Here is a 13,320-nt window from a genome sequence, read left to right as displayed (position 1 = left end):
TGCTTGATCCGTCGAACCAAGATCGTTGCCACTCTCGGCCCTGCCAGCTCGGAGGTCGAGGTCATCGACCGTCTGATCGAGGCGGGCGTGGATGTCGTTCGTCTCAACTTTTCCCACGGCACGGCGGAGGATCACGTCCGCCGCGCTGAGCTGGTGCGGGAGCGGGCCCGGGCCCACGGGCGGGCGGTGGGGGTCCTTGCCGACCTACAGGGCCCCAAAATCCGCATCGGCAAGTTTGCCGAGGGCAAGATCCAGCTGCGCGAAGGCGATTCCTTCATACTGGACAGCGCCTGTAACCTGGGGGACCAGAGCAGGGTCGGCATCACCTATCCCCAACTGGTGAGCGATGTCGAGCGCGGCGCCACCCTGCTGCTCAACGATGGCATGATCGTGCTCTGGGTCGACAAGGTCCAAGGGACGGAGATCCATACGCGGGTGGTGCAGGGCGGCGAACTGTCCAACAGCAAAGGCATCAATCGTGCCGGTGGCGGGCTCACGGCGCCGGCCCTGACGGACAAGGACCGCGCCGATATCCTTACGGCAGCGCAGCTGGAGGCCGACTACCTGGCGGTTTCCTTTCCTCGCGGCGCGGCGGACATGGATGAGGCGCGCCGCCTCTTCCGCGAGGCTGGTGGTCACGGGGCGTTGGTGGCCAAGATCGAGCGCGCCGAAGCGGTGGCGGCCATCGAGGAGATCCTGGCGGTTTCCGAGGTGGTCATGGTGGCTCGCGGTGACCTTGGGGTGGAGATTGGGGATGCGGCGGTACCGCCGGTACAGAAGCGCATCATTGCCTTGGCCCAGAAGTATGGGCGGGTGACCATCACGGCGACGCAGATGATGGAGTCCATGATCCACCAGCCCATCCCCACCCGGGCGGAGGTGTCGGATGTCGCCAACGCCGTTCTCGATGGTACGGATGCCGTCATGCTGTCGGCGGAGACGGCCAGCGGCGCCTACCCGGTGGAGGCCGTTGCCGCCATGGCGCGGACCTGTCTCGAGGTGGAACGGCAGATGCCCTGCGGGACCGCTTTTCCGGTAGCCGATCAGGCCCTGCAGCGGGTGGACGAGACCATCGCGGCGGCGGCGATTCTGGCTACCCAGAGGGCGTCCATCGCCGCTATCGCCGCCTTCACCGAGAGCGGATCCACCGCTCTGTGGTTGTCCCGTGCCCAGCCGCGTGTACCCATCTATGCCCTGACGCCACAGGTCTACACGCGCCGGCGCGTCACCCTCTATCGCGGCGTGCACCCCGTGAATTTTCCGCAGAGCCGTCACGACGATCCTGCGCAAGTGATGCGGGCGGCCGAGGATGAGCTGCGGCGACGCGGGGTAGTGCGCGAGGGCGATCTCATTCTCATCACCATCGGTGAGCCCATCGGCGCGCCCGGTGGCACGAACACCCTGAAGATCGTCCGCATTGGCGGGCCTCAGCGTGCGTGACCGAGGCGTCTGGGCGGACGGCTTGCGGGCCGTCAAGCCCCTTGGGTAGCATACAGATGAGACTCATTTCCCAATCCACCACAGCATCGAGGTAAGCACTATGGCACTCGTTTCCATGCGTCAACTCCTGGATCATGCCGCCGAGCATGGCTATGGCATTCCAGCTTTCAACGTCAACAATCTGGAGCAGGTCCGGGCCATCATGGAGGCGGCGGCAGCGGCGGACGCGCCAGTGATCCTGCAGGCATCGGCGGGAGCGCGCAAGTACGCTGGCGAGCCCTTCCTGCGCCACCTGATCCTGGCCGCCATCGAAGAATATCCCGACATCCCCGTGGTTCTGCACCAGGATCACGGCGCCAGTCCCGCCGTCTGCATCCAGGCCATCCGCTCCGGTTTCTCCAGCGTGATGATGGACGGCTCCCTGATGGAAGACGCCAAGACGCCTGCCAGCTATGACTACAACGTCACCGTCACGGCCAAGGTCGTAGAGATGGCGCACGCCGTGGGTGTCACCGTCGAGGGTGAGCTGGGCTGCCTGGGGTCGCTGGAAACGGGTATGGCCGGTGAGGAGGATGGCGTCGGTGCCGAGGGCTGCCTGAGCCACGACCAGCTGCTCACGGATCCAGAAGAGGCAGCGCAGTTCGTCAAGGCGACCAAGGTGGACGCCCTGGCCATCGCCATCGGCACCAGCCACGGTGCCTACAAGTTTACCCAGCCCCCCACGGGCAAGGTCCTGCGCATCGATCGGGTCAAGGAGATCCACGCCCGCATCCCCGACACCCACCTGGTCATGCACGGCTCCAGCTCCGTGCCTCAGGACTGGCTGAAGACCATCCACGAGTTTGGCGGGGACATCGGTGAGACCTACGGTGTGCCGGTGGAGGAGATTCAGGAAGGCATCAAACACGGCGTGCGCAAGGTCAACATCGACACCGACCTGCGTCTGGCAGCAACGGGTGCGGTGCGCAAGAGTCTGTATACCAATCCCAAGAACTTTGACCCGCGCAAGTTCCTGCAGGCCTCTCTGGACGCCATGCGCGACATCTGCAAGCAGCGCTACGAGGCTTTCGGCACCGCCGGCCATGCGAGCAAGATCAAGGCAATCCCCCTGGATACCATGGTCAAGCGCTACAGCAAGGGCGAGCTGGACCCGCGCGTCACCGGCGTCTGAGCGAGCGTACCGTCTCCATCGCGGGAGGGCCGTGCCCTCCCCTCGTCTCCAGGGAGAGCGAGCATGTCCCATTTCAAGATTTCCCCGTCCATCCTCTCGGCGGATTTTGCCCGTCTCGGTGAGGAGGTTCGGGCCGTGGACGAGGCCGGCGCGGACTACATCCACGTCGATGTCATGGACAATCATTTCGTGCCCAACCTGACCATCGGTCCGGTAGTGGTACAGGCCATCCGCCCCCACACCCAGAAGCCTTTGGATGTCCACCTGATGATCTCGCCTGTGGACGCCATCATTCCCGAGTTCGCCAAGGCCGGTGCCAACATCATTACGGTGCACCCAGAGGCGACCATCCACCTGGATCGCAGCATCCAGCTCATCAAGAGTCTCGGCTGCAAGGCCGGTGTCTCCCTCAATCCAGCAACTCCCCTGTCGGTGCTGGACTATGTCCTGGAGAGCATCGATCTGGTGTTGGTCATGAGTGTGAACCCGGGCTTCGGGGGGCAGAGCTTCATCGACTATAGTCTGCGCAAGATCGAGGCCATCCGAAAGCGCATCGACGCCACGGGCAAGGCCATCGAACTGGAGGTGGACGGTGGTGTGAAGGTCGACAACGTCCGCCGCGTGGCCGATGCCGGCGCCGATGTCTTCGTGGCGGGCAGCGCCATCTACAACACCCCGGACTACCGGGCCACCATCGCCGCCTTCCGTGCGGCGCTGGGGCAGAGTGCCTGAATGGCGACGGCATCCAGGGCTTTTCCTGCCCGCGTCGTACTTCTGGATCTGGATGGTACCCTGGTAGATACCGCCCCCGATCTTGCCGCCGCTGCCAATCACGTGCTGCGCAAGCTCGGCCGGGAGCCGGCGGCGATGCCGGTGATTCGCGGTTTCATCGGTAACGGGGTGCGTGAGTTGGTGCGGCGCGCCCTGAGCCTCACCCGGGTGCCCACGGAGGCTGAACTGGACGATGCCATGGTGGATTTTGGCGCCTACTACGCGGCCCACCTCACCGACCACAGCCGCGTCTACCCGGGCGCTGCCGAGACCCTGAGGGCGCTCAAGGACCAGGGGCGGCATGTCGTGTGTATCACCAACAAGGCGGGCGCCTTTACCGAGCCGCTGCTGGACACCCTGGGTCTGCGCCCGCACTTCGATCTCGTGCTCTCGGGCGACAGCCTGCCGCGCAAGAAGCCCGATCCGCTGCCACTGACCCACGCCGCAGCCTACTTCGATGTTTCGCCCGCGGCGGCACTGCTGGTGGGGGATTCCCGCAACGATACCGAGGCGGCGCGTGCTGCGGGTATGCCCGTAGCGTGTGTGACCTACGGCTACAACGGCGATGAGCCGGTGGCCGCCTTGCGGCCCGACGCCCTGCTGGACAACCTCCTCGAGTTGTTGGATATTCTCGAGCACGCACCGCAGGCGCGGGATTTCGGGAAGGTCTGACGTGCACCTGGGAACCACAGGGTACTTCGCGATGGGACGATGGCGCTGCCACTGACCGGCAGTATTCCCCTATCTCCCATCGTGAGGCATGCACCGTGATTTCTGAAGCCCATTTCCGTGCCTTGGCCAAACAAGGCTACAACCGTATTCCCCTGGCCCGCGAGGTCCTGGCAGACCTCGACACGCCCCTGTCGGCCTACCTCAAGGTCGTCCACGGGCCCTACGCCTACCTCTTCGAATCCGTGCAGGGAGGTGAGCAGTGGGGCCGTTACTCCATCATCGGTCTGCCCGCTCGCGAACGCCTGGAAGTGCGGGATGGCGAAGTCCAGGTCTTTGTCGATGGGGTGCTGAGCGAAAGCCACCGTCCCGAGGACCCGCTGGACTGGATCCGCGCCTATCAGGGTCGCTTTCGCGTACCCCAAAGCGAGGAGGTGGCTGGCCGTTTCGCCGGCGGGTTGGTGGGCTACTTCGGCTACGATACGGTACGCTTCATGGAAGCGCGTCTGCGGCGCGCGTCGCGCCTGCCTGATCCCCTGAATCTTCCGGAAATACAGCTGCTGGTGGCGGAAGAGCTGCTGGTCTTCGACAACCTGCGCGGCACCCTGCGCATCATTGTCCACGGCGACCCGGGGCATCCGGATGGTTACGAGCGCGCCCGCGCTCGGGTCGAGGAGCTGGCGGCGACCCTTCGGGAACGGGCGCCGGCACCACCGGCATCGCCGCCGCGCAAGGGACGGGTGCGCGAGGAGGACTATCGCGCCAGTTTCAGCCGCGAGGCGTACATGGCCGCCGTCGAGCGGATCCGTGACTACATTGCCGCGGGGGATGTGATGCAGGTGGTGCCCTCGCAGCGCCTCAGCATCCCGCTGCAGGCTCATCCCCTGGATCTCTACCGTGCCCTGCGCGGCGTCAACCCCTCGCCCTACCTCTTCTATCTGGATCTTGGCAAGACGCAGTTGGTGGGCTCCTCGCCGGAGATCCTGGTTCGGGTGGAGGACGGTCGGGTGACGGTGCGCCCCATCGCCGGCACCCGCCCGCGCGGTGCGGATCTGGACCGCGATCTCGCCCTGGAGCGTGAGCTGCTGGCCGATGCCAAGGAGCGCGCCGAGCACCTCATGCTCATCGACCTCGCCCGCAACGATGTCGGGCGGATTGCCGAGGTGGGCACGGTGCATCTGGACGAATCCTTCGGCATCGAGCGCTACTCCCACGTGATGCACATCGTCTCGGAAGTATCGGGCCGCCTGCGTCCGGGTCTCGATGCCATGGATGCCCTGCGCGCGGCCTTTCCAGCGGGCACCGTCTCTGGCGCACCCAAGATCCGCGCCATGGAGATCATCCGCGAGCTGGAGCCGGTATCCCGAGGTGTCTACGCCGGCGCCGTGGGCTACTGGGGCTTCAATGGCAATCTCGATACCTGTATCGCCATCCGCACCGGGGTGGTACAGGACGGTGAGCTGCACATCCAGGCCGGCGGCGGCATCGTCGCCGATTCCCAGCCCGCGAGCGAGTGGGAGGAGACCATGAACAAACGCCGCGCCATGTTCCGCGCCGTGGAGCTTGCCGAGAACGGTCTCGATCCCGAAGTGGGGGTGCAGCGATGATCCTCATGATCGACAACTACGACAGCTTCACCTACAACCTGGTGCAGTACTTTGGCGAGCTGGGTGCCGACCTCGAGGTGGTGCGCAACGACGCCTTGAGCCTTGCCGACATCGAGGCCATGCAGCCCGAGCGTATCTGCATCTCCCCCGGACCGTGCACACCGGCACAGGCCGGCATCTCCCTCGAGGTGATTCGCCATTTTGCCGGACGCCTGCCCATTCTCGGCGTCTGCCTGGGTCATCAGGCCATCGGCGAAGCCTTTGGTGGACGGGTCGTGCGCGCGCCGGAGGTGGTGCATGGCAAGACATCGCCCATCCATCACGCGGAGCAGGGCATCTTTGCCGGTCTGCCCACACCCTTCACGGCCACGCGTTACCACTCCCTGATCGTCGCCCGGGAGGACCTGCCGGAGGAGCTCGAGATTACTGCCTGGACCGAGGATGGCCTCATCATGGGCCTGCGCCACCGGCGCTTTGCCGTGGAGGGGGTGCAGTTTCATCCAGAGTCCATCCTGAGCGAGCACGGTAAGGAACTGCTGCACCACTTCTGCAAGATCCGCGAGGCCGTCCATGCAGGCGCGTGAGGTGCTGGAACGGCTCATCGCCCGCCAGGATCTGTCCCGTGCCGAGACGCAGCGTGTCTTTGACGCGCTGATGTCCGGTGACTGGACTCCGGCACAGATCGGCGCCCTGCTGGTGGCGCTGCGCATGAAAGGGGAACGGGTAGAGGAACTGGTCGGCGCCACCCGCGCCCTGCGTGCGCACATGCTGCGGGTGGAGGTGGGCACGGAACATCTCGTCGACACCTGTGGTACCGGTGGCGACGCTCGCCATACCTTCAATATCTCAACCCTGGCCGCCATCGTGGCCGCCGCTGCCGGGGCGCGGGTGGCCAAGCACGGCAACCGTGCCGTATCCGGTCGCAGTGGCAGCGCCGACGTGCTGGAGGCAGCCGGTCTGCGGCTGGATCTCAGCCCCGCACAGGTGGCCGCCTGCATCGATGCGGTGGGCATCGGCTTCCTTTTTGCGCCCAGTCACCACGGCGCCATGCGCCATGCCGTAGGACCGCGGCGCGAGCTGGGTGTTCGCTCCCTCTTCAATCTCATGGGACCCCTGAGCAATCCCGCCGGCGCTCCCCATCAGGTTTTGGGCGTCTTTGCCGAAGGCTGGTTGATGCCGGTGGCCGAGGCCGCCAAGGAGCTGGGCGGTCGCCACGTGCTCGTGGTGCACGGGCACGATGGCCTGGACGAGATCAGTATCAGCGGACCCACGGAGGTGGCCGAGGTGCGGGAAGATGGCAGCATCCGGCGCTACCGTCTGCAGCCTACGGACTTCGGCGTCGAGCCGGCGCCGCTCACACTGCTCCAGATCCAGGACACCCGCGAGGCGCTGGAGGCCTTCCACGAAGTATTGTCCGGCAAACCGGGGGCGCGTCAGGATGTGGTCGCCATCAATGCCGGCGCGGCACTCTACGCCGCCGATGTGGTCGATGATCTCCCTACGGCCGTGGCGCAGGCGCGCGCCGCTCTGGTCTCCGGCGCTGCCCGGGAGCGCTGGGAACGTCTGCGTTCCTTTACTGCAAGGAGTTGAGCCGTGGTGGACACCCTCCGTGAGATTCTCCAACACAAGGCGACGGAAGTGGCAGCGCGACGCCAGCGTCTGGGCCTCGCCGAGCTGCAGTCGGCCGCGGCACTGGCCGCGCCGCCGCGGGATTTCGTCGGGGCGCTGCGCCGGCGTCTGGAGACCGGACAGGCGGCGGTCATTGCCGAGATCAAGAAGGCCTCACCCTCGGCCGGCGTCATCCGAGCGGATTTCAATCCCGTGGAGATCGCCCGCGACTATGCCGCCCACGGCGCCGCTTGCCTTTCGGTGCTGACCGACGAGCGCTTTTTCCAGGGTAACGACAGCTACCTCACGGCAGCGCGTTCGGCCGCGGATCTACCGGCGCTGCGTAAGGATTTCTGTATCGACCCCTACCAGGTCTGGGAGGCGCGCGCCATCGGCGCCGATGCCATCCTGCTCATCGTCGCCGCCCTCACCGATGCGACCCTGCGCGAACTGGAGGCTCTGGCCCTGGATCTGGGCATGGCGGTACTGGTGGAGGTGCACGACGCCCAGGAGCTACAGCGCGCTCTGGCCCTGCGCAGCCCCTTGCTGGGCGTCAACAACCGTGACCTGCGCAGTTTCACTACCTCCATCCAACGCAGTATCGATCTCCTACCCGCGATTCCACCGGACCGCCTGGTGATCAGCGAAAGCGGCATCCGCACGCCGGAGGACGTGGCGACTCTGCGCGGCTACGGCATCCACGCCTTCCTGGTGGGGGAGGCGCTGATGCGTGAGGAGGCCCCCGGAAAGGCCCTGGCCGAACTGTTTGCCGAAAGATGACCGTGATATGGTAGGGTTTGGATAGAGGATTTCAGGGAGCAAGGACATGAAGGCAGAGGTACGATGGTCTGGTCCGGGTCATATGAGTTTCCTGGCCCATGCCGACAGCGGTCATGCCTTGGTAATGGATGGTGCTGCCGACATCGGCGGCCAGAATCTTGGGCCGCGGCCCATGGAACTGCTGCTCATGGGCCTGGGGGGCTGCTCCAGCATCGACGTCGTCATGATCCTGCAGAAATCCCGACAGGATATCCGTGACTGCGTGGTACAGCTGCGGGCGGAGCGTGCCGACAGCGACCCCAAGGTCTTCACGGCCATTCATCTGCACTACGTCGTGACGGGTCGCGACCTCGATCCGCGCCGGGTCGAGCACGCCATCGGCCTGTCCGCCGAGAAATACTGCTCGGCCAGCATCATGCTGGGAAAAACGGCGAAAATGACGCACGATTTCGAGATTCGGAGCCTGGAGTGCTAGGGCCAGATCTCGGCTTTCCGGGAGGACTCCCATGCTCCTGAGCAAAACCAGCGAATACGCTCTGCAGGCACTCATCTATCTCGCCGCCCAGCCTTCGGGTGAACCGGTCCTGAGTCGCGATATTTCCGACTACCTGCGCGTGCCCGGCCAGTATCTCGCGAAAATCCTGCAGGTTCTGGCCAAGCGCGGGGTATTGGACTCCTACAAAGGCCGTGGCGGCGGTTTCGTCCTGCGGCCCGGCGCCGAGCAGATGAACATTCTGGAAGTGGTGGAGATGGTGGAGGGTGCGCCCTTCGGTCAGGGCTGTGTGCTCGGTCTCAAGGCCTGTGCCGACGAGACCGCCTGCCCCGTACACTACGCCTGGAAGCCGCTCAAGGCCCAGGTGGTGGATCTCCTGGGCAAACAGACCATCGGCAGCATGGCCGAGGCCGTGCGCGCCGGTCGCTACCGCATCCATCTGCCGGGCGGCAACGAGCTCCAGTTACGCGCCTTGCCCGGTCGGGATGTCCATCCGGGCTGAGTTCAGACCCACAGCGCGCCGCGGGTCATGATCTTCGATAGCGCCTTCAGGGCCGATTCGCTCCACACAGGCAGGGCCTGCGCACCCAGGGTTTCGGCCTGGTGCGCGTGAGCGATCTCGTCCTGGCGCATCTGCTCCAGGATATGGCGGCTGCGCTCGTCCTCCGGTGGTAGAACGGCCAGGTGCTCATCCAGGTGCTTCTCCACCAGGTGTTCCACGGCCACCACGAGACCGAGGTTGCTGCCGCGACCGCGCCGCGCCGCCGCAAAGCCCATGCCCCAGCCAACACCGTACCAGAGCGGACCGAGCAGGCTGGGGCGACTGCGCAGTTCGCGCAGACGATCCTCGCACCAACGCAGGTGATCCTCTTCCTCGCGTCGCGCCTGCAGCAGCGCGCTGCGTAGCTGCGGATCTCCGGTACCGGCCGCTTGTCCGGTGTAGAGGGCCTGCGCCATGACCTCGCCGGTGTGGTTGACGCGCATGAGGCGACCCGCGCGCCGCCGCTGCCAGGGCCGCAGGAGGGCGTCCCGCGTGTCCTTGGCAGGATTGGCGCGGCCACTGCCGGGGCTCTGTCCGGCCAGGGTGCGCAGGGCGTTGTCGACGTTGCTGATGATCCGATCGGCGAGCATGGCGAGGACCTCTGCCTGAGACATGGAGATTGGGTTATCATGGGTGCAGCGTCCAGAGGGGTCAAGACCGTGTCCGAAGCGTTTTACCAGCGCCATCTCTTCATCTGCCTCAACCGCCGCGAGTCCGGCGAACAGGCCTGCAACAACAGCGGTATCGCCGACCGTGCCTTCCACGCCGCCAAGCGGCACGCCAAGGCCCTGGGTATCCATGGTGTCGGCCAGGTCCGGGTCAACCGTAGTGGCTGTCTTGGCCGTTGCAGCGAGGGTCCCACCGCCGTCGTCTACCCCGATGGCGTCTGGTACACCTACGTGGACGAGGATGACCTCATCGAGATCGTCGAGTCGCACCTGCGCGATGGTCAGCCCGTAGAGCGTCTGCGTATCTGATGCTGCCCATCGACCGTAGCCACCTCTACGACGGTAAGGAGCTCCAGCTCGAATGTGTTGGCGAGCGGGTGTTCATACCCGGGCCGGCGGGGCCCCTCGAGGGCCTGACTGCCTGCCCCGAGCGGGAAACCCGTCGCGCGGTGGCGGTGATTCTGCACCCGCACCCACTCTATGGCGGCACCCTCAACAACAAGGTGGTGCATTTTCTGAGCCGGTCCTGCAATCGTCTGGGCATCCCCTCCCTACGTTTCAACTTTCGTGGTGTCGGTGAGAGCGCCGGGCGCTACGACGACGGACGCGGCGAAACGGAAGACTGCCTGGCGGTCCTCGACTGGGTCGCGCAGCGGCGGCCGGGTTTTGCCATCTGGCTGGCGGGTTTTTCCTTTGGCGCCTACGTCGCCTACCGGGCGGCGCAGGACCCGCGGATACAGCAGCTCATCACCGTGGCGCCGCCCGTCAACCTCTTCGATTTTACCGGTCTGCCCGAACCGACCTGTCGGTGGACGGTCATCCAGGGGGAAGAGGACGAGCTGGTGCCGCCGGGCGCGGTCTGGTCCTGGCTGGACGGCCTGTCCGTTGAGCCCGAGAGGATCTCCCTGCCCGCCGACCATTTCTTCCACGCTCGGCTGACCACCATCGAGGCGGCCCTTCTGGAGCGCTTCCAGACCGATCCCGATGGTGACGGCAGCGGACGCGACTGTGCCTTCGAACTTTCTCGAGGCTGAGGGGCTGTACAAGGCCTACTCCGGACGGCCGGTACTGCAGAATTTCGGACTTCGGATTCGCGCCGGCGAGTGCTACGTTCTGGTGGGTCCCAATGGTGCCGGCAAGAGCACCTGCATCCGCGGCATCCAGGGCATCACCCCACTGGACGGCGGCGAGATCCGCATCGCCGGTCGGCCGCTGCAGAGCCTGCCCCACGGCGGGCGGCATATCCTGGGCGTGGTGCCCCAAGAGGACAATCTCGACCCCGACTTCAGTGTGGCCGAGAACCTCTGGGTCTACGGCCGGTATTTTTCCTTGCCAAGATCCAGCATCCGCCAGCGCACGGCAGAACTCCTCGAATTCATGCTACTGTCGGACTACGCCCAGAAACCCATCGGCGCGCTGTCGGGTGGCATGAAGCGGCGGCTGACCATCGCCCGCGCCCTCATCCACGAGCCGCGCCTGATCCTTTTGGATGAGCCCAGTACCGGTCTTGACCCCCAGGCGCGCCACCTCATCTGGCAGAAGTTACGCGAATTGAAGCGCCAGGGCGTCACCTTGCTGCTCACCACCCACTATATGGATGAGGCAGAACGCCTCGCCGACCGGGTCGGCATCATCGACCACGGCCGCATTCTGGACGAGGCGCCACCGGCGGAACTCATCGCTCGCCACATTCCGCCCATGGTCCTCGAACTACGTCGACTCGATGGCGGACGGCCGGACCCAGAGGACTGGTATCGCGGTCGGGTAGCGGCGGGCGAACGCGTCGGCGATACCCTGTTGCTCTACGGTGAGGATCTGGGTGCGGTGCAACGCCATTACGCGCAAAGGGACGACCTGCGTCTCTTGCTGCGCACGGCCAACCTGGAGGACGTCTTTCTGCGCCTTACCGGCCGGGATCTGCGCGAGGGGGATCGCGGGTGAGCTACTGGCGCCGCTACCTCCCCGGCTGGGCCTGCTGGGCTCTGGTAGCCCGCAACTTTCGGGTATGGCGCAAGCTGTGGCTGCCGAGCCTGCTGGGTAACTTTGGCGACCCGCTGCTCTATCTGCTGGCCTTGGGCTATGGCCTGGGCCATTTCGTCGGCCGGATAGAGGATATGCCCTACATCACCTTCATCGCCTCAGGCATCGTGGCCAGCTCGGTGATGAATACCGCCACCTTCGAAGGGCTATACTCCGCTTTTACCCGCATGAGCGTACAGAAGACCTACGCGGCCATCCTGGCAACGCCCATGGAGGTCAGCGATGTCCTGGCAGGGGAGATGCTCTGGTGTGCTCTGAAGGGCAGCATCAGCGCCGTGGCCATCATCCTGGTGGCCAGTTTCTTCGGGGCCATCACCTGGGCGGGCGTACCTTGGGCCCTGTTGGTCATTCTCCTGTCGGGGCTCGCTTTTGGCGCCATTGCTCTGGCCGTCACCGCCGTGTCCCGCAGCTACGATTTCTTCATGTACTACTTCACCTTGGTGGTGACCCCCATGTTCCTTTTCTGTGGGGTGTTCTATCCGCTCAAAACCCTGCCCGCGGTCGGCCAGACCATCGCCCAATTCCTGCCCCTGACCCACGCCGTCGCCCTGCTTCGCCCCTGGCTCACGGGGCACTGGCCGACCCAGATACCGCTGCACCTGGCCGTGCTGACGGCCTATGCCGTGGTCGGCTATGCCTTGGCCATCGTTCTGCTACGCCGGCGGCTCTTGGTGTGATGGCAGCCCCGCACCGTGCTTTGCACCTCCGGTGCCGCGGGGGTACTATGCAGAGTCCGGAAGCTCGAAACTTTTATCAGACCTGAGGGTCTCATGGTTTTGAGTCCAGGGTTTCAAAGGGGGCGATCGGTTTCGACACAGGTCGCGAAGCCTTCGGTGCATGCAGAGCTGCGGTTCGCTCTTAAAACTGGTCGCAACGCTATAATTGCCAACGACAGCAATTACGCCCTCGCTGCTTAAGCAGTGAGCCCTCCGCCCGGGTTCGTCCGCGGACGCGGTGGCCGAAAGGCCTGCGGGGGGTCGACAAACGCGGAATCGCGCTGGGTCTGCCCGCTGACCTAGCGTTAAAACAAGCGGGCTCGCACCCTGGGGATCCTGTCCGTCGGAGCCCTGGGGTGTCAAAGACAAAAGACAGACTACGCATGTAGATCCGGTGGTCTAGGTCCTGTGGACGCGGGTTCGATTCCCGCCGCCTCCACCACACACACAAGGGCTCGGAAATTTTCCGGGCCCTTTTTGCCTCGGGAAAAGTTCGTTTTTTCGCCTGAAATCCCCGTGACGAAGCAGCCGCCAACGCCGACGCTCGATTTGGGTGCATCCCATTGCCGCTGTATGAGTAGCGATGCTTTGTGCTTTTCGAGTCACATAGGTCCACAAGTATTGCGAGCCTACCTGCCACCCACATCGGGAGCAAAGACCCACCGCCTGAGTCCTGTCGCCCCTCAGGCTATTGACAGCATCGGCGCTTGCGGCTTAAATGGCATCCCTCATGGCGCTTTAGCTCAGCTGGTTAGAGCAGCGGAATCATAATCCGCGTGTCCGGGGTTCGAGTCCCTGAAGCGCCACCAATCATCG

At 65.0% G+C, this 13,320-nt stretch carries 15 protein-coding genes, 1 tRNA gene and 1 other RNA gene; 16 read left to right on the top strand and 1 reads right to left on the bottom strand.

Features of this window, described 5'->3' with window-relative positions:
- The first annotated feature begins 3 nt into the window (after positions 1-3).
- The 10 genes from pyk to Q0C23_RS06705 all read left to right on the top strand — a co-directional run bounded on the left by pyk (position 4) and on the right by Q0C23_RS06705 (position 9,041).
- Positions 4-1,440: a pyruvate kinase gene (gene pyk / locus Q0C23_RS06750; protein ID WP_291511606.1), complete on the top strand. Its 1,437-nt coding sequence runs from the start codon at positions 4-6 to the stop codon at positions 1,438-1,440.
- A gap of 100 nt (positions 1,441-1,540) precedes the next feature.
- Positions 1,541-2,611, top strand: a complete 1,071-nt coding sequence (gene fba, locus Q0C23_RS06745; protein ID WP_291511605.1) for a class II fructose-bisphosphate aldolase — start codon at positions 1,541-1,543, stop codon at positions 2,609-2,611.
- Between the two features lie 63 nt (positions 2,612-2,674).
- Positions 2,675-3,343, top strand: coding sequence for a ribulose-phosphate 3-epimerase (gene rpe, locus Q0C23_RS06740; RefSeq protein ID WP_291511604.1), 669 nt, complete (start codon positions 2,675-2,677; stop codon positions 3,341-3,343).
- Positions 3,344-4,054, top strand: a complete 711-nt coding sequence (locus Q0C23_RS06735) for a phosphoglycolate phosphatase (protein WP_291511603.1) — start codon at positions 3,344-3,346, stop codon at positions 4,052-4,054.
- 95 nt (positions 4,055-4,149) lie between these two features.
- Positions 4,150-5,658, top strand: coding sequence for an anthranilate synthase component I (gene trpE / locus Q0C23_RS06730; protein ID WP_291511602.1), 1,509 nt, complete (start codon positions 4,150-4,152; stop codon positions 5,656-5,658).
- On the top strand, positions 5,655-6,242 hold the full coding sequence (locus Q0C23_RS06725; protein ID WP_291511601.1) for an aminodeoxychorismate/anthranilate synthase component II: 588 nt from the start codon (positions 5,655-5,657) through the stop codon (positions 6,240-6,242). The genes trpE and Q0C23_RS06725 overlap by 4 nt, the downstream gene beginning before the upstream one ends.
- Positions 6,229-7,248 (top strand): anthranilate phosphoribosyltransferase, encoded by a 1,020-nt coding sequence (gene trpD, locus Q0C23_RS06720; RefSeq protein WP_291511600.1) that lies wholly within the window; start codon positions 6,229-6,231, stop codon positions 7,246-7,248. Before Q0C23_RS06725 ends, trpD begins: the two co-directional genes overlap by 14 nt.
- Positions 7,249-7,251: 3 nt before the next feature.
- Entirely contained in the window at positions 7,252-8,046 is a 795-nt protein-coding gene (trpC, locus tag Q0C23_RS06715) for an indole-3-glycerol phosphate synthase TrpC (protein ID WP_291511599.1), read from the top strand.
- Positions 8,047-8,092: 46 nt separating this feature from the next.
- Positions 8,093-8,521 (top strand): OsmC family protein, encoded by a 429-nt coding sequence (locus tag Q0C23_RS06710; RefSeq protein ID WP_291511598.1) that lies wholly within the window; start codon positions 8,093-8,095, stop codon positions 8,519-8,521.
- Positions 8,522-8,552: 31 nt separating this feature from the next.
- A complete protein-coding gene (locus tag Q0C23_RS06705) occupies positions 8,553-9,041 on the top strand; it encodes an Rrf2 family transcriptional regulator (RefSeq protein ID WP_291511597.1) in 489 nt (162 codons plus the stop codon).
- Positions 9,042-9,043: 2 nt separating this feature from the next.
- Here Q0C23_RS06705 and coq7 read toward each other — a convergent pair whose 3' ends face one another.
- Complete coding sequence (coq7, locus tag Q0C23_RS06700; protein WP_291511596.1) at positions 9,044-9,694, bottom strand: 2-polyprenyl-3-methyl-6-methoxy-1,4-benzoquinone monooxygenase; 651 nt, start codon at positions 9,692-9,694, stop codon at positions 9,044-9,046.
- Positions 9,695-9,739: 45 nt separating this feature from the next.
- Here coq7 and Q0C23_RS06695 point away from each other — a divergent pair, with 45 nt between their 5' ends.
- From Q0C23_RS06695 to Q0C23_RS06670, 6 genes are all read left to right on the top strand, one after another.
- Positions 9,740-10,057, top strand: a complete 318-nt coding sequence (locus tag Q0C23_RS06695; protein ID WP_291511595.1) for a (2Fe-2S) ferredoxin domain-containing protein — start codon at positions 9,740-9,742, stop codon at positions 10,055-10,057.
- Entirely contained in the window at positions 10,057-10,782 is a 726-nt protein-coding gene (locus Q0C23_RS06690; protein WP_291511594.1) for an alpha/beta fold hydrolase, read from the top strand. Before Q0C23_RS06695 ends, Q0C23_RS06690 begins: the two co-directional genes overlap by 1 nt.
- Entirely contained in the window at positions 10,757-11,689 is a 933-nt protein-coding gene (locus Q0C23_RS06685) for an ATP-binding cassette domain-containing protein (protein WP_291511593.1), read from the top strand. The genes Q0C23_RS06690 and Q0C23_RS06685 overlap by 26 nt, the downstream gene beginning before the upstream one ends.
- Positions 11,686-12,465 (top strand): ABC transporter permease, encoded by a 780-nt coding sequence (locus Q0C23_RS06680; protein ID WP_291511592.1) that lies wholly within the window; start codon positions 11,686-11,688, stop codon positions 12,463-12,465. Before Q0C23_RS06685 ends, Q0C23_RS06680 begins: the two co-directional genes overlap by 4 nt.
- A 118-nt stretch (positions 12,466-12,583) precedes the next feature.
- Positions 12,584-12,946: a transfer-messenger RNA gene (ssrA, locus tag Q0C23_RS06675) on the top strand.
- 290 nt (positions 12,947-13,236) lie between these two features.
- Positions 13,237-13,313: transfer RNA gene (locus tag Q0C23_RS06670), tRNA-Met, on the top strand.
- The last annotated feature ends 7 nt before the right edge of the window (positions 13,314-13,320 follow it).

Source organism: Acidithiobacillus sp. (genome assembly GCF_023256195.1).
GTDB lineage: Bacteria > Pseudomonadota > Gammaproteobacteria > Acidithiobacillales > Acidithiobacillaceae > Acidithiobacillus_A.
The sequence above is the reverse complement of the archived record's forward strand: the minus strand, read 5'-3'. Positions and strand labels throughout refer to the sequence as shown.

What these genes read in the sequence shown, in the direction of transcription:
- Q0C23_RS06725 (WP_291511601.1), top strand. Translation starts at nt 5,655, where the DNA reads ATGATCCTCATGATCGACAACTACGACAGCTTCACCTACAACCTGGTG.
- Q0C23_RS06705 (WP_291511597.1), top strand. Translation starts at nt 8,553, where the DNA reads ATGCTCCTGAGCAAAACCAGCGAATACGCTCTGCAGGCACTCATCTAT.
- trpD (WP_291511600.1), top strand. Translation starts at nt 6,229, where the DNA reads ATGCAGGCGCGTGAGGTGCTGGAACGGCTCATCGCCCGCCAGGATCTG.
- Q0C23_RS06735 (WP_291511603.1), top strand. Translation starts at nt 3,344, where the DNA reads ATGGCGACGGCATCCAGGGCTTTTCCTGCCCGCGTCGTACTTCTGGAT.
- rpe (WP_291511604.1), top strand. Translation starts at nt 2,675, where the DNA reads ATGTCCCATTTCAAGATTTCCCCGTCCATCCTCTCGGCGGATTTTGCC.
- Q0C23_RS06710 (WP_291511598.1), top strand. Translation starts at nt 8,093, where the DNA reads ATGAAGGCAGAGGTACGATGGTCTGGTCCGGGTCATATGAGTTTCCTG.
- coq7 (WP_291511596.1), bottom strand. Translation starts at nt 9,694, where the DNA reads ATGTCTCAGGCAGAGGTCCTCGCCATGCTCGCCGATCGGATCATCAGC.
- Q0C23_RS06690 (WP_291511594.1), top strand. Translation starts at nt 10,057, where the DNA reads ATGCTGCCCATCGACCGTAGCCACCTCTACGACGGTAAGGAGCTCCAG.
- fba (WP_291511605.1), top strand. Translation starts at nt 1,541, where the DNA reads ATGGCACTCGTTTCCATGCGTCAACTCCTGGATCATGCCGCCGAGCAT.